Source organism: Lederbergia lenta NBRC 16444 (genome assembly GCF_001591545.1).
In the GTDB taxonomy this organism is placed as follows: domain Bacteria; phylum Bacillota; class Bacilli; order Bacillales; family Bacillaceae_C; genus Lederbergia; species Lederbergia lenta.
Genome location: NZ_BCVC01000001.1, coordinates 269,127 through 288,607, shown reverse-complemented (window position 1 = coordinate 288,607; position 19,481 = coordinate 269,127). Strand labels below are relative to the sequence as shown.

Sequence of the window (19,481 nt, the reverse complement as noted above, 5' to 3'; positions counted from 1 at the left end):
TATAATTATGACTAATGTATGATATGTTCGAGCACAGCTTTAGGCTGGCATCCGGTGATTAACTGCGCTCCATTACTATATCCTTCTTCTCTACCATCCAATTCTTGAATAAGAATACTTCTCCAATATGCTACCTTTTCAGCATAAGCTGCTTCTTGGCCTAAATTTCGGATTTCATTCGGATCCTTTAAAAGATTAAAGTATTGCTCTTCACCCGTTTGCGAATACCAAATATATTTTTCTTTTCCATTTACTAAATAATGGTGAGATAGATCTCCATAAGCATGTTCTCCATGGATATATGATCTCCATTGAGGATCGGATGTTTTCGCTAACGGAATAACACTCTCCCCTTCAACCGTTTCAGGAATAGGCGCCCCTGCCGCATCCAATAATGTTGGCATGATATCCCGTAATTCAACGACTTTATCGCAAGTTGTTCCTTTTTTTATATTTAATAGATTACCTGGGTCAGCAAGAATAAAAGGCACTTTTGCACTTCCTTCGTAAGCCAACGCTTTGCCCAAAAAGTGATGGTCACCAAGTAGTTCACCATGATCGGCTACAAATATAACGATGGTATTATGATAGATTTGATATTCAATCATTGACTGAATAAATCTACCAATTTGATCATCCAAATGAGCAATTAACGCATAATATGCAGCTCTCGCTCGTTTCAAACGTTGTTCCGGAACGATCCCATTTCTAGTTGTCGGCAATAATCCATTTGCAGTCTCATCTGTCTGCTTCGCCCAGTCGCCAATTACCGGGTCATCTATATCCTTGCTCATATAATAATCAAAATAAGCTTGTGGCGGATCAAATGGCGGATGTGGACGAACAAATGACATTTTCAAGAAAAATGGTTTGCGCGGATCACGTCGACGCAAAAAGTCGATCGATTGTGTGACAACCCAATTTGTTGGATGATACTCTTCTGGCAGATGCCATGGCCGACTCATCGCTGATGCATTACAATCTAAACCAAGATCTATTAAATCTTTATGCCCACCTAATCTCTCTCTAAGCCATGGTAAATAATCATCTGTTTGTTCAAATGACTCTTGATATGGTGTGTTTTTGAATCGGTTATGATGTAAATACCCATCATGTAAAATCACGTTGTGAAATCCACATAAATTCCTCGATGGATAAACATGCATCTTCCCAATACTTTGAGTATGGTATCCAGATTGGCTCAATCTCTCTGGTAACATATGGGGATAATCCCACGGAACACCTTCTTGGTAACCAACCCGTCCATGTGATTGCTGTGACATACCAGTTAAGACAGCAGCACGTGCCGGAACACAAGTAGGTGTTGCTGAATAAGCGCTTGTAAATCTCACACCATCACGTGCCAATTGATCGATATTTGGTGTTTCTACAATTGGATGGCCAGCTGAACTTAAACAATCAAAGCGCATTTGGTCAACCATTACTAGTAAAATATTTGGTTTCATTATGTCCCCCATTGAACAAGTATTTAATCTATCTTACAAAGAATAATATAAACGATGGCCGGCATCTTTAAAAGCGCATACATTTATATTAAGAGTATAAATAAAGGGGACTTTGATCAAATCACCCCTTTTTTCAATATAATATTGGCATACTGAGCCGTTTCACTAGTAGCGACTACTGCATATGCGTTTTTAGTACGTTCATAGAATTCGAATCTATCAATCAGTTTAATTGGGAAGGAATAATTAAACTGCTCGTAAATAATTTCTTCATATTTCTCCCAAATAATCGGTTCTACTGTGTCCCCCGATACAACATCCATGCCAACTACAGGAAATTCAACATAAGTATCGATAGGAAGAAACTCTAAAATTGCTGTTAATAGTTCCGGTATTCCATGTCCATCACATCGAATAAGATGATTGGCATGGCTGGCAGATGGAAAATTTCCATCTGCCAACACTATCTCATCGCCGTGCCCCATTTCCATCAATATCTTGATTAAATCTGGTGAAATAATAGGAGGAATCCCTTTAAGCATCGCTGTTCAACTCTTTTCTTTAGTTTTCCTCTACAAAATAATTTGTTAGCGAACCTAGTTTTTCAATTTCAACTGTTACCTCGTCACCAGGCTGCAAATATACCCTTTGTTCTTTTGGAAGACCAAGCACCACCCCTTCAGGTGTTCCAGTTAAAATAATATCCCCAGGTTCGAGAGTCATATAATCAGAGATATAACTAACAATCTCAGCACAGTTAAAAATCATATCAGATGTATTCGAGTCTTGTCTTAGCTCTCCATTTACATATGTTTTTAAATTTAAATCATTAGGATTTCCAATTTCGTCCGCTGTAACAAGATACGGGCCAACAGGACTGAATTTATCACAGGTTTTCCCTAGTAACCATTGTGGTGTTCTCATTTGCAAATCACGAGCTGATAGATCATTTACTGTACAATAACCGAATACATAATTGAGTGCCTCATCTTTTTCAACATACTTTGCCTTTTTACCAATTACAATACCTAGTTCCACTTCATAATCTAGTTCCTCCGTCATTTTAGGTACTGCTATCTCACTTTTATGACCAGTTAATGTATTATCAAATTTATTAAATAAAATTGGCACCTCCGGATACGGAGCATTCGTTTCATCCGCATGTCTGCGATAATTTAATCCGACGCAAATAATTTTATGTGGCTTTGTGACAGCAGGCCCCCACGTAATATTATCTTCATCTACAAATTCCGCTTTATTCTCGGCGATTACTGTCTCAATAAAATCTTCCAACTTAGAAACTTCATCTGTATTAGAAATAACAGACATCACATCCGTCTTAATATCGGTCCTTCCAGCCTTCTTAACAGAAGCAACTATATCAACGATCCCCTGTTCCGTCTTTACCCCTAACTTATGTACCCCATTAACTTCCATATTCAATAGTTTCATAATAAAAAACTTCCTTTCTTTTTTATCTTCTTTTTGTTTGGGTGCTAGGTTTGTGTGGGTGCCAGGCACTCAAACAACTCTAATTGTGTGAGTGCCTGGCACCCACACAATTCGCACACATCTCAAACAACTCCGTTTATGCGTTTTTCCCGAATACTACTCCTCCGTCGATATAGAGCGGGGATCCCATCATAAATTTTGAGTCGTCAGATGCTAAAAATAAAGCAGCATCGGCAACATCTTCTGGTCTACCTAATTCACCGCTTAATTGTCTTGTTTTAATGTTCTCAATCGCCTCTTCTGGGTCACTGTAAGCTGTCTTCAAATAATTCTCTACAAATGGAGTCAAGATCGTGCCGGGAAGTAATGCATTGACACGAATATTATATGGTGCATAATCTACTTGCATCGCCTTTGTAAGTGAAAGAATCGCGCCTTTTGTAGCAGAGTACAATGCTCGTTTCATTAAGCCCATTTCTGCTGCACAGGATGACATATTAATCACACAACCACTTTTTCGCTCCATCATGTGTGGGATAATATATTTAGAAGGTAAATAAACGCCTTTCACATTTACGCTCATTACCTTATCCCAAACATCAGGCTCCACTTCATCGATACGTCCAACATTACTAATCCCTACATTATTAAATAAAATATCAATCTGCTTATATTCCTGAATCGCATACTCGGTCAAAGCTTTTACTGATTCTGGTTGTGTCACATCAGCATGAAAAAACGAGGCGCTTCCTCCATTGCCTTTAATATCTCCAACTGTCTTTTCTCCATTTTCTTGAGATATATCATTCACAATCACATGTGCGCCTTCATTTGCAAAGCGAAGTGCGGTAGCTCTCCCTATACCGCTTCCAGCTCCGGTAATTAACGCTATTTTACCTTCTAGTCTCATATACTCAACTCCCGCTCTGCTTCCATATGATCTTCCGGTTGTGCAGCTTTTACAGTTAGCCCACCATCTACCATTAACAGATGACCGTTTACTTGCATCGCTTCATCAGATGCTAAAAAGACGACCGCATCACCGATTTGCTTTTCAGTTCCTAGTCTTTTCATTGGATTAGCTTGAATCTCTTTTTCAAGAATCTCTTTATCTTCTAAATAATCATGGCACATATCTGTAGCGACTGTACTCGGTCCTACTGCATTTACATTAATATTATATTTCCCTAGCTCGATTGCCAAAGCTTTTGTTAAATGACTAGCTGCAGCTTTAGATGATATATAATGCGGGATAACAGGACTAGTGACTAGTAAGCTTGCAGTTGATGTAATATTAATAACTTTTCCATATCGCTTTTCTATCATTTTTTTGGCTACTCGTTGCGTTGTTAAAAAGATAGACTTCACATTCGTTTGATATGTTTGGTCCCATTTTTCTTCTGTAAGCTTCATAAATGGTTCGAATGGAGCAATACCAGCATTATTTATAAGTATATCAATTGCACCAAGTGTTTTTTCTACTTCATCAATCATTGTATCTACTTCTTGTTTGATGCCGACGTTGGCTTTTACAACCATAGCTTGTACATGGTATGTTTCTTCCATTTGCTTTTTTAATTGTTTTGCTTTCTCCAGTGAGCTCTCGGAAGTATAATTAATGGCAACATGTGCCCCTTCCTCAGCAAGCCTTTGGACAATTGCAGCACCTATTCCTCTACTACCTCCTGTTACAAGAGCCACTCTGTTTTCCAGTCTTTTCATATCTTTTCCTCCTTGACGTAAGCTCTCCATTTACAGACTAATCCCAATCCGACTAATACTAAATTCTTCATGACCTAAAATTTCTGCTTTTGTTTGCTCTCCACTCGCTACACTTGTAATAAATCGATATATATCTTCACCCGATTGTTCCAAAGTTTTCTTTCCTTTTAATACATCGCTCGTATCTACGTCCATATTATCTGCCATTCGTTTAGCAGCTACTTCATTTCCTGTTATTTTAATAACAGGTACAATCGGATTACCTGTTGGTGTTCCTCTTCCAGTCGTAAAACAAACGACGTGAACTCCGGCTGCTGCCATTCCAGTTACACATTCAATATCGTTTCCTGGTGAATCCATGAAATAATACCCCTTACCTGGAATCTCATCTGCAAAATCTACTATTCCTTGTAACGGGGCAGTCCCTGCTTTACTAATACATCCAAGTGACTTTTCTTCAATAGTAGATAATCCACCTTCAATATTGCCTGGGCTTGGATTTCCACCACGCATATCTACACCCATCCGCTCTATTTCATCTTCAAATTGTTCCACACAATGATATAACTTATCTTTTACAGCTTGGCTTACAGCCTTCGCAGCAACTAAATGTTCTGCGCCAATGATCTCCGTAGTCTCGCCCATTACGATTGTTCCGCCTTCATTAAGAAGCTTATCTGCGGCTTTTCCAAGGGCAGGATTACTACATAAACCAGAAGTAAAGTCGGAACCTCCACATTTCACTCCCACAATCAGCTCAGAAACAGGCATGTCTTCCAGAGGAGTATTTTCAATTAACATCATGAGCTTTTGTGCTTCTTCGATTCCCTTTTGAATCGTTTTAATCGAGCCCCCCTCTGTTTGAATATCAATCCAAACAACCGGTTTTCCAGTTTCCTCAATCTCGGCCTTTACGTCTTCCGCATTGATTACTTCACAACCAAGACTGACAATGAGCACAGCACCAACATTCGGATTTTTCCCCATGCCAACCAATACTTTATGTGTTCTGTCTTTGTCTGATCCAACTTGACTACAACCATGTTGATGAGGGATGGCAACTGATCCGGGAACTTGCTGTTGAATTCGTGAACATACTTGATTTGCACATACAACTGTCGGAAGGATTAATAAATGATTCCTGACACCAATTTTCCCATTTTCCCTGCGATATCCTTTAAATGTTTGCATTTAATTACTCCTTTCGCTTTTTATCTCCACGTCCTCTAATGCCTTCAATATTATGAATATGAACATGATCACCAACTGGAATCTCCACAGTTGCAGCACCGATTACTTCACCATATTTGACCACTTCTTCATGCGGCTGTATGTCCGTAATAGCAACTTTATGGCCAAAATTAATATCTTGATTCAAGATGACCTGATAAGTCTGATCTTTCTTTGTATACGTTAACATTTCTCCTTGTTTAAAATCCTTAAGAAGGGTTGCAACATTATCCTTTTCATCCATCACAATACTCGTTATTCCTGCTACGTAAGTTTGTTCTGCCATTATATTTACTCCTTTCTTAATTTTATGTTATCGATAACACAATAATACCAAATTAATAAATAATATGCAAACTTACAAAATATTAAAAAAGACATGAACACAAGGATAATAGATCTCTGTGTCCATGTTAACCATTAGTTTTTTAGAAAAACTTCCACAACAGGGACAATAATATTTGGTTTTTGTACTGGAAGTTCTAATATAACTGATCCAGGTCTTATAGTAGTTGACATATGCGTGTGTTCTTTATCTGGATCATGCTCTTTATAAAATATTTCAGAACCATCGTGCAACATTTGCGCGTAATCTATCTTCCCGGCCAGTCCATCTAAATGGATATGCTTAAATGGCCAAGAAAAAATATGAAGGTATAAGCTATTGCCCTTTTGAGTATAACGACAATCTATTGGTGCAGTATATTCACTATTCTTTGCACCGTATATCGAACGTGCGTTTACTCTCATCCACTCACCAATCTCACTCAAACTATTAAGGGATCTCTGATCCATTTCTCCGCGCCCATTAGGTCCAACGTTTAGGAGGAGATTCCCCCCTTTTGAAACACTGTCAATTAACATTTTAATAAGCATATCACCAGATTTATAATCAAGATTATCTCTATCGTATCCCCAGCTACCATTAAGTGTTTGACATGCCTCCCATATAACTGGTTCGCCATCTTCCGTCATTGCTTCTCTCGGTTGATATTGTTCAGGTGTTACTACTCCGCGTCCTAAATCAAGACGATCATTGAGAATGATGTCTGGCTGCAAATCGAGTATCATTTTCTCTAACTTTTCTGATTGCCAGTCATTTTTCCCCTTACCTGTTGACCAACCCCAGTTTCTATTTGCATAGGAAAAATCAAACCATAGATAATCAATCTTTCCATAGTCAGTTAATAATTCACGAACTTGACCATGCAGATATTCTGCGTAATTCTTCATATCTCTATTTAATGCTTCCTTTTTATACTCTTCATCATCACTTTGAGGATGTACCCCATCGATTGGAAATTCTGGATGATGCCAGTCTATTAAGGAATGATAAAAACCCACTTTTAAACCTTCCTCTCTAAATGCATTTACCATTTCTAGTAATAAATCGCGCTTAGCAGGCGTATTGGTAACCTTATAGTTTGTTAATTTTGAGTCCCAAAGAGCAAAACCTTCATGATGTTTAGTAGTTATAACAAAGTACTTCATACCTGCATTTTTTGCAGCTCTTGCCCAGTCTTTTGGATTATACAAATCTGGATTAAAATATTTAAAGTATTTTTTGTATTTATCTGGATGAATCTTCTCATGTTTCATGACCCACTCATGGCGAGCAGCATTGGAGTATAGCCCCCAGTGAATGAACAATCCAAATCGATCATGTAGTAACCATTCTGGATTTCCATAATTGCTTGGCCAATTTTTGGTATATGTAACTTCATTAATAACATTCATAAATGAATTCTCCTTTTTAAAATGTAGTTTATTTTTTAACTAATATTTCAAATACATGCCGAGATACCTACAATGAAATTGAGCTTGCTAATTTTATCCTTTTAAAGAACCAATCATAACCCCCTTTACAAAGTGCTTTTGCACAAAAGGGTAAATAGCTAATACTGGGACACTAGCAACAACAATTAGTGCATATTTCAATTGCTCTCGTAATCCATCTCGAGCCACCATCGTTTCTACGTCCACTAGCATTGTTGGATCCACTTCATTCTGGATAAGAATATCTCGTAAAATCAGTTGCAACGGGTATAATGATTCACTTCTAAGGTAAATTAAAGCTTGAAAATATTGATTCCAATGGCCAACTGCATAAAATAATGTCAATACAGCAATAATCGGTGCTGATAAAGGAAGCACTATTTTAAAGAAGAAACTTAAATCGCTACACCCGTCAATTTGCGATGCTTCTAACATCTCATCCGGAATAGAGGATTGAAAAAAGGTACGAGCAATGATCATATTCCATACAGACAGTGCTGTCGGTAAAATCATAGCTAAACGACTATCCAATAAACCTAAATCTCGGACCACCAAAAAATTGGGGATTAGACCTGCGCTGAAAAGCATAGTAAAAACAAAGAACATCATAAAAGTATTACGAAATGGAAAGTCTTTTCGCGATAATGAGTATGCCGCCATGATGGTAATAAAAACATTGAATAAAGTTCCAACTCCTGTATAAAATAAAGAGTTAACAAACCCTGTCCATATTTGTTTATATTCGAACACAGCTTTGTAACCACCTAGTGAAAAATCGACTGGCCATAACCATACCTTGCCTGACATAACTGCTCCTGGAGAGCTGAAAGATGCACTAACAATATAAATCAGGGGGTAAAGAATAATGACCATAACGATTGAAAGCAAAGTATAGTTGATAATCGTAAAAATCCTATCACCGAAAGAATCTTTAATTTTTGTTGTTTCCATTTATTCATCACCTCCATTGCTTCTTTACCAAAGACTAGCTTGATTCGTTTTTTTGGCTAACTTATTCACTGATATAAGTAATATCAGACTAACTATCGATTTAAACAATCCAATAGCTGTAGCGTATGAAAAGTTTCCAGCTTGTGACACCAGTCCGGTTTTATATACATAAGTGTCAATAATTTCGGAAGTTCTTACATTCAATGGATTTTGCAATAGTAGTACTTTTTCAAAACCGATATTAAGCATTTGGCCAGTATTTAGAATCAACAATATAATGGCAATAGGCATGATACCAGGAATGTCAATATGGAATACCCGTTGCAATTTTGATGCTCCATCAACGACAGCAGCTTCATGTAAAGATGGATCGATCCCAGATAATGCAGCCAAATAAATAATGCAAGAGAAACCTACACTTTGCCAAATACCAGACCAAACATAAATGGACATGAACAGCTCTGGATGAGCCATAAAATTAATTGCTTCAAATCCAAATAATGTTAAAAAATTATTGACTATTCCTGAGCGTGGATCAAGAAATTGTAAAATCATTCCGCCCATAACCACAACAGAGATAAAATGTGGTGCATAGGTAATCATTTGGACTGACTTTTTAAAAAAGTGTTGCCGGACATAGTTAATACTTAATGCTAATATAATCGGAAATGGAAAACCTGCGATTAATTCATATACACTTAATCCAAGTGTATTTCTCATAATTCTCCAAAAATCATATGAAGTGAAGAAACGTTCAAAATGTTTTAACCCCACCCAAGGACTATCCCATATCCCAAGTGTTACTACATAATCTCTAAATGCAATCTGCGCTCCATACATAGGGTAATAATGGAAAACAGCTATGTATATAATCGCAGGCATGATCAGCAAAAAGAGCTGCCATCTCTGTTTGACTTGTCTCCAAATGGATTTTTTCGGATTCAGAGTTAACTTTTTAAATTTTACTGGATTTTCAATAGATGAATTATTATTTATATTTGCCATTTGTGTTGCCGTCACCTCCATATCCATGTTTAATGTTTCATCGCTATGAAACATTTGCACTTATCGTTAACAGTTCTATATTTTCTATGATTAATAGCGAATTGGCTGTTGAAGTTGTTAGTTTACAAGTAAAAAGGAGATAATTTATTATCTATCCCCTTAATTTACTCCTTCATCCCTTGCGATTAATTAATTTCCGCTAGCATCATATACTGTTTGATAAAGCTCGAGATAACGACTTAAATTCATACTCTCCAATGTTTGAATATAGGTATCCCACTCACTATCAATATCTACATCACCGGTAGTAAATCTAGCGACCATTTCATCCACATATTCATCGATTGTCGTCTGGATATCCGTTAGTTCGGCACTTTGCTCGTCTGTAAAGAATAATGGTGGTAAAGCCATTTCTAAATCAGCATGATAAGGCTCACTATTTTCAAGTGTCTCTTTGTAAAGAATACTCTCTAAATCTTCTTCAGGATTGTCCGTTACCCATCCCAACCGGAATTCATTTGTTCTATAGGTAGGTGCAGCTTGATCCCAATGATTAGACTGAGTTGTTCCACCTGTGCCAATTATTTGAAGTTTAGCTGGATTTCCGTCGATGCCTATCGCTCCCTCTTCTGCTTCTTCCCAGTTTTCACCCGGAACACCATAATTCATTCTAAGCATAATTTCTTCACTAAAAAGTCCATCTGCCCAACGAAAAGCTACCTCAGGATGTTTCGCTTGATTAGTAATTACAAATTTTGTTAGACCGATTTGATAAGGTTCATAAACACTTTGCCGCAATCCGTTAGGTCCTTCTAATGGAGGTATTGTTTTGAATTCCTTAAACCTCTTACTCTCCCCTCCAAATTGAGTAAATGAACTAACCGTTCCAGCAGGCGCAGCACCTAGAATGGGAATATCAGGATTTTCAGCCATTTGTCTAAGCTGTTGTGTATCTTGCGTAAATGATTCATCTGCCAACAAACCTTCAGAATACAATTTATTCAAATACTTTAATCCTTCCTTCCAACCTTCTTGATTAAAACTTGCGTTTACTTTTCCATTATCTAAGTAGATGCGAGAAGGAGGGTTGTAGACAAATGAATTCATAATAAACTGTTCCACCTGCCCATTCCATGTTTGTGTATCTCCTGCAAAGGGAATTTCATCTGCTTTCCCATTCCCATTTGGATCCTTTTCTTTAAATGCTTTTAGCATTTCATAAAAGTCATCTGTTGTTGTAGGAACATCAAGTCCTAACTTATCTAGCCATGGCTGATATACCCACATTTTCACTGCCATTTTACAATGAAAACAGTCATTCTGCTCTGGCAAAGTATATATATTGCCATCAGGAGCTGTAGCTACTTCCTTCACAAGTGGTTCAGCTTCAAACATTTGATTGACATAATAACCATACTTATCAATATAATCGTTTAATGGAAGAAACATTCCCTGCTGTGCTCCGTAAATCATTTGCTGGGTTGGAGATACGCCCATATGTAATAAAACATCGGGCAAATCTCCACTCGCCAATCGTATATTAAGCACTTCCTGCACACTTTGGATAGGAGCAACTTCCCAGTTAATCCTTACATTCGTCAATTCTTCATACCATCTTGTAAATTCGTTATCTTCAAAACTCTCTACCGTAGCAATCCCAGCTACCAGTACGTTTAACTCAACTGGTTCTTCTACAATTGGAAATTTACCAGCTTCAGTCATATTTGATAAATCGCTGCTTGAATCTGTTGATTTTTTTGAATTAGTTTTATCTGAGCATGCACTTAATAACCCTACAGTCAAAACAAACATTATGAAAATAACAAAGAATATCTTCCTTTTCATAATCCACCCTCCATATGTTGTCTTTCCATACTTTTTATTTTTAATACCACTTGGAAAACGCTATCAATTATAAAAAATAAGTTATCAGTAGTATTTCAAATTAAAAGGACTAGTCAGCGGTTATCAATTATTGATCTCTAACCTAAACCCTAGCTGTATTATTTAGTTCTTATTACTCCTCCATTAATTCTAATTCTATTACTGTATCCGATTCATCAGGTAGTCTTGCTCCTGGTAATGTAATAAACGCTCCGCCTTCAATGTCTGAGTATTGTTCTGCCATCCAAGGCGTTTGAACTTTAAGTTCCGAACCATCAGATAGCAATCTTGCTTTTTTTATCTTTCCTCTTAATCCAGCAAAATAGATCGGTCCAATTCCTCTATCAAAGACATGAGCATATAGTTTGTTTCCATTTTGGGTGTAGCGTCCCCACTCCGGTTTTGTTAATTCGGCTGCTTTACAACCGTATATACTGTCGCCGTTTCGTTTCATCCATTTGCCGACTTCGGCTAAAATATCTAAAGATTCCTCTGGTATTATTCCTTTTGCATCTGGTCCCACATTCAACAGTAAATTTCCGTTCTTGCTAACGCATTCTACTAAGGTTCGAATTACTTGTTTAGGAGATTTATAGTTTTTATCCTTCGCGTGATAACCCCAATTGTCATTTAATGTGATGCAGGCCTCCCAAGGTATCTGTTCACCATTTTCATTTAAAATTCCCTCTGGAGGAACAATTTGTTCCGGTGAATAAAAGTCTCCAGCATAGATCTCTGGTTTGCTCGCTTTTATATTTCCACCTAGTCTGTTATCAATGAGAATATCAGGCTGGATATCTCGAATCATGCTAATTAATTCTGTTGCTTTCCACTTTTCACCTGTCATATCGTCATAAGAAAAGTCGAACCACATAATATCAATTTTTCCATAGTTCGTAAGTAATTCCTTTACTTGTCCATGCATATATTCAAGATATTTTTCAAAATCTATATTTTTGTCTTTATATTTCTCATTTTCCCTCATGGGATGAATTCGATCGCCATACGCAGGATAATGTTCATGATACCAATCGATAATAGAGTAGTAGAAGCCCACTTTAAGGCCCTCCTCTCGGAAAGCGCTTACATATTCTTCAATTAAATCTCTTTTAGCCGGAGTATTTGTAGCTTTGTAATCCGTCAGTTTGCTGTCAAATAGACAGAATCCATCATGATGCTTCGTGGTGAGTACTACATATTTTTGCCCTGCGGCTTTTGCCACCTTCGCCCATTCCCTTGGATTATATTGAGTTGGGTTAAACTCTTCAAAAAAACCTTGATAGTCGTCTTTGCTTATTTTTTCAAAGCTTCTAACCCATTCTCCTCTTGCCGGAATAGCATATAATCCCCAGTGGATAAACATTCCATACCTTGCATCCAAAAACCAATCTGTGCGCTCACTTTTACTATTCACCTTGACACCTCTTCCAAATTTTTAGTAAGAATCAAAAATATTAAACTTCTGCTCCACGTGTATTTGATACTTGATGTTATCGGTAATATTACGATAACATCATTATATTTATCTGTCAATTCAATCTTTTGAATTTTACCTCAATTGCTTTATGTTTTTTTATAAAACAAAAAACTCCTATTAGACTTTTTTAAAAAAAGTGTCCAATAGGAGTTTACTTTACTAGATTACAATATAAACATTTCTTTTATCTCTCCGACTATCAAGCCTGCATCATTTTTTACTACAGATGGCCGCAATTCTCTCAAGGAAGTGATAGTGTGTTTGTTCTTATAATTAATTTGTTCAAGAGTTGAAGCTACAATATTTGGCCAGACATCTTCAGAACCACTTAATACCTTTAAGGCGAATGCCTTTCTTTCATTTTTCAAGCCAAAACAGTATACACCTTGCGCTCCACCTTTAGCTACGATATTCTCGTCTCTTAATAAAACGGAACAAATAAAATGCTCAGATGCAACGATATTTGGTTGAGCGTTCATTACTTTAGTCATTGTGATCACTGCTTGCCTAATATCTTTATCCTCAATTAAATCAGGGCAAGCCAATTTCAAATAAGTAATCGCCATGTTCTTCAATGGTATGGCAAAAACGGGAACTCCACAACCATCTATTCCAACCTTTATTTTTAAAGCAGGAACTTCGGATAATACAGATAATATTGATATAATTTGTTGCTGTAATGGATGATCCTTCTCCCAATATCCTTGAATCGGATAACCTTTATCGATACACAATGCCATGAAACCTAAATGCTTGCCAGCACAATTATGATAGAGTTTTCTTTTAGCTCCGTGATTGCCGATCATTTCTTCCTTAGGTTCCGCATTTAAAGGATAAGCAGCAGCACAAAATAAATCCTCTTCTTGCAGAGGCAACTTTTTTAATAGTGATTCTAACGCAGCTATATGATACTTCTCACCGCGCTGTGATGCAGTAAATAAAGCTGCTTCTTCATCCGTTATATCATATTTAGAAATAACATCTGATAAAAATATAGGTAGTGCCTGAATCGGTTTTGCTGCTGAACGAAAATAGACATACTGCTCTTCATTGCCCACTTGGTAAAGAGATTGAAGTTGATCATTAACACCACTTATCAATCCTTGATGGACATTTTCAACTAGTCCATTTCTTGTTTCTTCAATCAATGTCTCAGAATCCATGATGTACGACTTCCTTTCCGTACTGAGCGTAGCTTTTACTATATAATTATGCTTCTTCCCACAATCTTCTTACATTGTCCATCCCGATTTTCGAACCAATCTTACAATCTTCCATTCCTTCAAATTCAATCGTGAAATAACCATCATATCCGGAACCTTTTATCAATTTCATAATTTCGCGAATATTGATATCACCATGTCCTACAATCGCTCCACGCAAATAGTTTTCATTCACTGTGCGGAACCAGTCGCCACCACCTGGATTTTCATAGTAAGGACGTATATAGAAATCTTTAAAATGAATTGTAGCTGCATATGGTAGATTTTTCTTCACACCGACTAGTGGATCTTCATCAATACACAGGAAATTCCCTACATCTAGCGTCGTTTTGAAGTTATCGCGATTTACTGCATGAATGACACTTTGTACACGATCACTGGATTGGACATTAAAACCATGATTTTCAATTGTTGTTGTAATGCCAAATTGCGCCGCATAGTCCGCAAGTAATTGACTTCCTCTTACTAGTTTTTCAAAATGTTCGTTAAAATAATGGATCGTTTGTGCTTCCGCTGGCAAAGTAAATGCTGTAACATCATGGCGCATGATTTTAATACCCATGCGATTGACAATGTCGACATGTTTCTTTAGACGCTCGACCTCTTCAAGAAAAGCTTCTTCTGTTTCTTGAACAAAATTAGCCGGTAGTGAATATGCTGATAATTCAATTCCTACTGCAGCTGCTTTCTCTCTTATTTGGTCGGCTAGCTCCTCATTATCTACAACAGTGTAACCATATGGTACTAGTTCTAAGTGTTCTCCACCATTATCTTTCACCCATTGGATTACATCCACGATCGTCATCTTTTCATCTCTAAGTTCTCTTACCAAGCTATAACTACTTAATCCTAATTTCATATTTTTCGCCTCCAGTTTTTTTAAAAAAATGTTTATAGAATATCATTCTATCTGCATCATAAAATGTCCTTCGATTCTATCAATACTAATATTTAAATAGTTATCCTTTAGACTATAGTTAACGTCTGTTAATTCAGGAATTACTTTAACAGATTTCACATTTTGTTCCCCGACAAAAATGCTGAATTCAATATGATGAAGTGGAATAATGTCTTCAATTGTATAGATATCTTCTGAACGTTTTTCTGTAATATAATGCAGTGCATGTAGTATTTTTTCCTGTGAACCTTCTTTTCCATTTAGAGCTGTCAAAAGAGTAGAAGGACCGTTATGGCGAACGAGCTTATGGTCGAGCAGATTTTCAATCGCGTCTCTCATTATAGACTTGCACCATGATGGACTATTTTTTCGATACAACCTAAAGATCGGATGTGAGAAATAAATGACTTGGTTATGCTTAGTCACCGCGGGATATCCTAATTCCTTAGATGAAGGGGCATGCTGATGCGAACAAAAAGTCTCTCCTTCCCTGTTGAAATAAGGTTGGACTGTTTGCATTAATACCTCAGACTGAACAGACTTAATTTCTGCCCCTTTTATGTACATGATATATTCTTCTTTGTAAAGATCTTTTCCAATCGTATCGTTGGGCATAATGAAATTTCGATCGTATGGAGAATCGCCTATATATGCATTTCCGTACAATTTGCTTTCTTTATTTTCTTTATCAATCAGTGACTCATATGTGCCAATGACTTTCCCGCCTTGCTTTACATATGCTTGCAGCTTTTGCTCCAATTCTGGCGAATAATCGATGACATCTGGCAAAATGACTAGTTTATATTTTTCAAAATCCATTTGGCTATCAATGATATCAAACTGGTAAGACAGCTCTTGTAACATTCTAACAGCCCCAATTAAGGCCGGATGAATCCCAAGATTATGTTCCCCCGGAATATAAAATTCTTCTGGTGTAAAAACACCAATTTCTGATATAGGTTTCGTATCAGCACAGTATGCCTCTACTTCCTTCACCCTTCCATAAACATGTCCGATTAAATCATAAGCTGCTTTTGATAATTTACCACTTGGGTGAAGCTGGTCACCAATCGAACAAGCTGCCCCCAGAGCAAGCATATTATAGACTTCGAATTCCATCGCTGCCTTATTTTTCAGTGAATGAAAGTCTCCCCAGTAAGTATGAAATTTCCCAGTCATACCGATAATATCCTTGCCCAAGTTGCGAGAATATCTCATAGTTGCAGGAAAGTGGTCATACCCCCAACCACCACTTGGTAAAGATTCTAACTCTAAATGAGTGTAACTATCCAAACTTTTTTTAGCTGTTGGACCAACATGAGAACTATTATAAAAGATTCCAGCATGTGGTACTCTTTCTTTGATAAATGCACTGATTTCCGATCTAAACTCATCGAGCATAATCAATGAATAAGCGATTCTATCTCTCTTAATATCTGTGTTAAGATCTTTTTTCTTCATTTCTTTAAAGCATTTTTCACAATGACAATCAACTTTAAATAAAATATCCAAGAAAAAGCCGTCAATATTATCACTTTTCACTACATTAATAATATCTTGCAAATGTTCTTTAAAATATTGTCTATAATCACTATTTAAGCAAATAGTATAATAAAAATGCGGTTCAGGTACTCCTTGACTATTAATAAATCCACCATCTTCATCAATAGCAAGCCACTCAGGGTGATTTCTCATAATATAAGCATCCCATTGCACGGTCGTATAAATAGGTACCTTGATGTCATTTTGATGGCAAGCTTCTATTTGTTCCAAGAGGAGATCCTTATTTTCAAGGTTCGGATGAATCAGATCAGGCCGATTTTTCGAAGGGTAATATAACCAGCCATGATGACATCTCGCAAAGCAAGAAATAGAATTAACATTTGCTTCTTTTAAGGTCTTCACAAACTCCTCTGCTTCAAAATCACTTGCTACATTAGGAATATATTCACTCGTATGAAAATCTAAATGTACTTGTCTATAGCGCGTTTTTCCCAAATTCTAACCCCCATTATATCAACTAACCTATTTTAGATTGCTATAACATCTAAATCGCTTTCATTTAATCTCAGTATTGTGGATAAATTATTACTAGCACTATCTCCGTCATTAATTAATGATCCATATCCATATTCAAAACCTCTTCCTCGTTAAAACTTAATCTTCTAGCACCATTTTACTTAGCATGTCCATTAATAATGCGTCACTAGATACGGGAAATTACTAACTAAGTCTTTATTGAAACAGTATAGATGTTATAACAGAGATACCGATAACACAAATACTAACAAAGCTATAATTTTGTGTCAACTTGAAATTTTATATAAAATAAATGTAAGGTCAAATTTACCTTTGCATATGATCTATATTCATCATACATACTAGGATATACCGTTTAACAGAACCCATTATCTTAAAGGATCCAGTTAAGCATTTTGGACATCAAGTCATATCCTGAGACAGGGCGTCCATAGTAATTCCATTTACCAAATGAGGAAAGTAGTGTATTCTTATCCATAAGCTTGGTCCTTTATTTTTGATTTGGACAGGAACCACCTGGACCTTTCATGATAAAGGATTTTTTCATATACACTTGTAAAATACTTGTTTTTTAAAAAATTGATCATCATTTATACAATATATTGAAGTGGCTTTAGCTGTATAAATTATAGGTATATTTCAATTTTAGGAGTGGGAATATTGGTAACTATTTATGATATCGCTAAAAAAGCGAATGTATCTGCTATGACAGTTTCACGAGTGATTAATCAGGCAGAAAATATAAGTGATAAAACAAGAAAAAAAGTGGAGGACATTATAAAAGAGTTGAATTATGTTCCTAATAACTCTGCCAGAAGCTTAATTTCGAAGAAAACAAAAATACTATCTCTAATGATTACAGATATAGCCAATCCTTTTTTTACAAACGTTGCGCGCGGAGCAGAAGATAAAGCAATGCAGATGGGCTACCAATTGATGCTTTGTAATAGTGATGAAAGTGTGGAGAAGGAATCAAAATATGTTGATATGTTGATATCTACGGGAGCGGACGGTGTACTAATAGCGCCAGCGAACGACTCTTCCAAAAAGAACATTCGTAAACTGACGAAATATAATATTCCAGTTGTATTAATTGATCGCCATATTAAAGATCTGAAGTGTGATCAAGTTCTAAGTGACAATGAGACGACCACTCGCAGATTAATGGAGCATCTCATAGGGCAAGGCCATAAGAATATCGCAATCATCAATGGTCCCCCAGATGTCGCCACTACGCAAGATCGTTATCGGGCATATCATGATACTTTAACTTTGCATGGTTTGCCAGTAAATAGAAAACTGATACATCATAGTCATTTTTTCCGTGATAGCGACCTTTCAACTACGATCAAATTAATGATGGAGTTACCAAAAAATGAGCGTCCAACCGCCATGTTTGCCACAAGTAACTTTATCGGACTTAATATTGTTAAATCATTACAAAAAAATAATGTTAAAGTTCCCGAAGACGTAGCAGTTGTTTGTTATGATGGAGTGCCGAATTATACAGGCAGCGAACCTTTTTTGACGGCCGCTGAACAACCTTCTTATAATTTTGGCTATATGGGAATGCAAATGTTAATTGAAAGAATTGAAAATACTGCGCCAGAGCAACCTAGAAAAATTGTGCTTCCAGCAGAATTTAATATTAGAGCTTCCTCACTTTATAAACGTAATTAATTAAAAAATGATAGAGAAGGACCTCTTGTGAGTTTCTTCTCTACCACTAAATCAAATAACCATTCATTCCACAGTCGACTATAACATTTTCTGCATATAGGTTACAATTTCTGTTTCAATACCTATATTTCCGTTCTTGTCAGTATATTCCCAGCTAATCGTAAATTCACCTTGACCCCAATCTTGATAACCTAACTTTTCATATAATTGCTTTGCTTCCCTATTTTCTATCCCGACCTCTAGACCTATATGTGTGCAGCCTCTCTCTTTGGAAATCCGCTCAGCTTCTTGAATAATAGCAGTTGCTACGCCCTTTCTCCGAAATTCTTCGTTCGTGTGCCCCGCTTCCAGATAGCTACGAGAAGCAATATCAACAAATCTCGTAACAGCGGCATCTTTCGGACCACTCCAGCGCAGTAAAAAATGACCAGCTGGTGTCTTACTATGCCAAGCAATGAGGTATAGTCCTTCTCCCTTCTTTTGTACCTCATATCGGTTATATTGGAATAATGGATTATCTGGTGAAAACTGAGTTACAAGGAAATCCAATTGGGACTCTTCCGCTACTTTGATGTCTATGCTTAGTGCATGTTTGTACATATCCATTCCCCTTCAATAAAAAGATTTCTAGTCATCCGCTTGTAAAAAAAAGCGACACCATATTTATTAGAGTGTCG

17 protein-coding genes are annotated in these 19,481 nt (G+C 36.8%); 1 reads left to right on the top strand and 16 read right to left on the bottom strand.

Annotation, left to right across the window (positions count from 1 at the left end):
• Positions 1-11 precede the first annotated feature (11 nt).
• From BLE01S_RS01250 to BLE01S_RS01180, 15 genes are all read right to left on the bottom strand, one after another.
• Positions 12-1,466 carry an arylsulfatase gene (locus BLE01S_RS01250; RefSeq protein ID WP_174521700.1) on the bottom strand — a complete coding sequence of 485 codons (1,455 nt, stop codon included), beginning with the start codon at positions 1,464-1,466 and terminating at the stop codon, positions 12-14.
• 116 nt (positions 1,467-1,582) lie between these two features.
• Positions 1,583-2,008 (bottom strand): RbsD/FucU family protein, encoded by a 426-nt coding sequence (locus BLE01S_RS01245; RefSeq protein WP_066136368.1) that lies wholly within the window; start codon positions 2,006-2,008, stop codon positions 1,583-1,585.
• Positions 2,009-2,027: 19 nt separating this feature from the next.
• Positions 2,028-2,918 carry a fumarylacetoacetate hydrolase family protein gene (locus BLE01S_RS01240; RefSeq protein ID WP_066136365.1) on the bottom strand — a complete coding sequence of 297 codons (891 nt, stop codon included), beginning with the start codon at positions 2,916-2,918 and terminating at the stop codon, positions 2,028-2,030.
• 136 nt (positions 2,919-3,054) lie between these two features.
• Positions 3,055-3,828, bottom strand: coding sequence for an SDR family NAD(P)-dependent oxidoreductase (locus BLE01S_RS01235; RefSeq protein WP_066136361.1), 774 nt, complete (start codon positions 3,826-3,828; stop codon positions 3,055-3,057).
• The gene (locus BLE01S_RS01230) at positions 3,825-4,640 is read right to left on the bottom strand and encodes an SDR family NAD(P)-dependent oxidoreductase (RefSeq protein ID WP_066136358.1); all 816 of its coding nucleotides are present in this window, start codon (positions 4,638-4,640) and stop codon (positions 3,825-3,827) included. Before BLE01S_RS01230 ends, BLE01S_RS01235 begins: the two co-directional genes overlap by 4 nt.
• 30 nt (positions 4,641-4,670) lie before the next feature.
• On the bottom strand, positions 4,671-5,831 hold the full coding sequence (locus BLE01S_RS01225) for a UxaA family hydrolase (RefSeq protein WP_066136355.1): 1,161 nt from the start codon (positions 5,829-5,831) through the stop codon (positions 4,671-4,673).
• A 4-nt stretch (positions 5,832-5,835) separates the two neighbouring features.
• Positions 5,836-6,156 (bottom strand): UxaA family hydrolase, encoded by a 321-nt coding sequence (locus BLE01S_RS01220; RefSeq protein ID WP_066136352.1) that lies wholly within the window; start codon positions 6,154-6,156, stop codon positions 5,836-5,838.
• Positions 6,157-6,290: 134 nt separating this feature from the next.
• A complete protein-coding gene (locus tag BLE01S_RS01215) occupies positions 6,291-7,607 on the bottom strand; it encodes an alpha-L-fucosidase (RefSeq protein ID WP_082788541.1) in 1,317 nt (438 codons plus the stop codon).
• Positions 7,608-7,700: 93 nt separating this feature from the next.
• A complete protein-coding gene (locus BLE01S_RS01210; protein ID WP_066136351.1) occupies positions 7,701-8,597 on the bottom strand; it encodes a carbohydrate ABC transporter permease in 897 nt (298 codons plus the stop codon).
• Positions 8,598-8,621: 24 nt separating this feature from the next.
• Entirely contained in the window at positions 8,622-9,602 is a 981-nt protein-coding gene (locus tag BLE01S_RS01205; protein WP_231955898.1) for an ABC transporter permease, read from the bottom strand.
• A gap of 189 nt (positions 9,603-9,791) precedes the next feature.
• Entirely contained in the window at positions 9,792-11,447 is a 1,656-nt protein-coding gene (locus BLE01S_RS01200; protein ID WP_066136348.1) for an extracellular solute-binding protein, read from the bottom strand.
• A 172-nt stretch (positions 11,448-11,619) separates the two neighbouring features.
• Positions 11,620-12,900 (bottom strand): alpha-L-fucosidase, encoded by a 1,281-nt coding sequence (locus BLE01S_RS01195; RefSeq protein WP_066136345.1) that lies wholly within the window; start codon positions 12,898-12,900, stop codon positions 11,620-11,622.
• A gap of 227 nt (positions 12,901-13,127) precedes the next feature.
• Positions 13,128-14,126, bottom strand: coding sequence for an asparaginase (locus BLE01S_RS01190; protein ID WP_066136342.1), 999 nt, complete (start codon positions 14,124-14,126; stop codon positions 13,128-13,130).
• Between the two features lie 46 nt (positions 14,127-14,172).
• Entirely contained in the window at positions 14,173-15,045 is an 873-nt protein-coding gene (locus tag BLE01S_RS01185; protein WP_066136339.1) for a sugar phosphate isomerase/epimerase family protein, read from the bottom strand.
• 42 nt (positions 15,046-15,087) lie between these two features.
• On the bottom strand, positions 15,088-17,082 hold the full coding sequence (locus BLE01S_RS01180) for an alpha-amylase family protein (RefSeq protein WP_066136335.1): 1,995 nt from the start codon (positions 17,080-17,082) through the stop codon (positions 15,088-15,090).
• Positions 17,083-17,784: 702 nt separating this feature from the next.
• Here BLE01S_RS01180 and BLE01S_RS01175 point away from each other — a divergent pair.
• Positions 17,785-18,804 (top strand): LacI family DNA-binding transcriptional regulator, encoded by a 1,020-nt coding sequence (locus tag BLE01S_RS01175; protein ID WP_066136329.1) that lies wholly within the window; start codon positions 17,785-17,787, stop codon positions 18,802-18,804.
• 78 nt (positions 18,805-18,882) lie between these two features.
• On the opposite strand, the gene BLE01S_RS01170 is transcribed toward BLE01S_RS01175, so the two are convergent.
• Positions 18,883-19,404, bottom strand: coding sequence for a GNAT family N-acetyltransferase (locus BLE01S_RS01170; RefSeq protein ID WP_066136326.1), 522 nt, complete (start codon positions 19,402-19,404; stop codon positions 18,883-18,885).
• Positions 19,405-19,481: the final 77 nt, after the last annotated feature.

Coding starts and splice junctions, on each gene's coding strand:
- BLE01S_RS01250 (WP_174521700.1), bottom strand. CDS start 1,466: ATGAAACCAAATATTTTACTAGTAATGGTTGACCAAATGCGCTTTGAT.
- BLE01S_RS01245 (WP_066136368.1), bottom strand. CDS start 2,008: ATGCTTAAAGGGATTCCTCCTATTATTTCACCAGATTTAATCAAGATA.
- BLE01S_RS01240 (WP_066136365.1), bottom strand. CDS start 2,918: ATGAAACTATTGAATATGGAAGTTAATGGGGTACATAAGTTAGGGGTA.
- BLE01S_RS01235 (WP_066136361.1), bottom strand. CDS start 3,828: ATGAGACTAGAAGGTAAAATAGCGTTAATTACCGGAGCTGGAAGCGGT.
- BLE01S_RS01230 (WP_066136358.1), bottom strand. CDS start 4,640: ATGAAAAGACTGGAAAACAGAGTGGCTCTTGTAACAGGAGGTAGTAGA.
- BLE01S_RS01225 (WP_066136355.1), bottom strand. CDS start 5,831: ATGCAAACATTTAAAGGATATCGCAGGGAAAATGGGAAAATTGGTGTC.
- BLE01S_RS01220 (WP_066136352.1), bottom strand. CDS start 6,156: ATGGCAGAACAAACTTACGTAGCAGGAATAACGAGTATTGTGATGGAT.
- BLE01S_RS01215 (WP_082788541.1), bottom strand. CDS start 7,607: ATGAATGTTATTAATGAAGTTACATATACCAAAAATTGGCCAAGCAAT.
- BLE01S_RS01210 (WP_066136351.1), bottom strand. CDS start 8,597: ATGGAAACAACAAAAATTAAAGATTCTTTCGGTGATAGGATTTTTACG.
- BLE01S_RS01205 (WP_231955898.1), bottom strand. CDS start 9,602: ATGGCAAATATAAATAATAATTCATCTATTGAAAATCCAGTAAAATTT.
- BLE01S_RS01200 (WP_066136348.1), bottom strand. CDS start 11,447: ATGAAAAGGAAGATATTCTTTGTTATTTTCATAATGTTTGTTTTGACT.
- BLE01S_RS01190 (WP_066136342.1), bottom strand. CDS start 14,126: ATGGATTCTGAGACATTGATTGAAGAAACAAGAAATGGACTAGTTGAA.
- BLE01S_RS01185 (WP_066136339.1), bottom strand. CDS start 15,045: ATGAAATTAGGATTAAGTAGTTATAGCTTGGTAAGAGAACTTAGAGAT.
- BLE01S_RS01170 (WP_066136326.1), bottom strand. CDS start 19,404: ATGTACAAACATGCACTAAGCATAGACATCAAAGTAGCGGAAGAGTCC.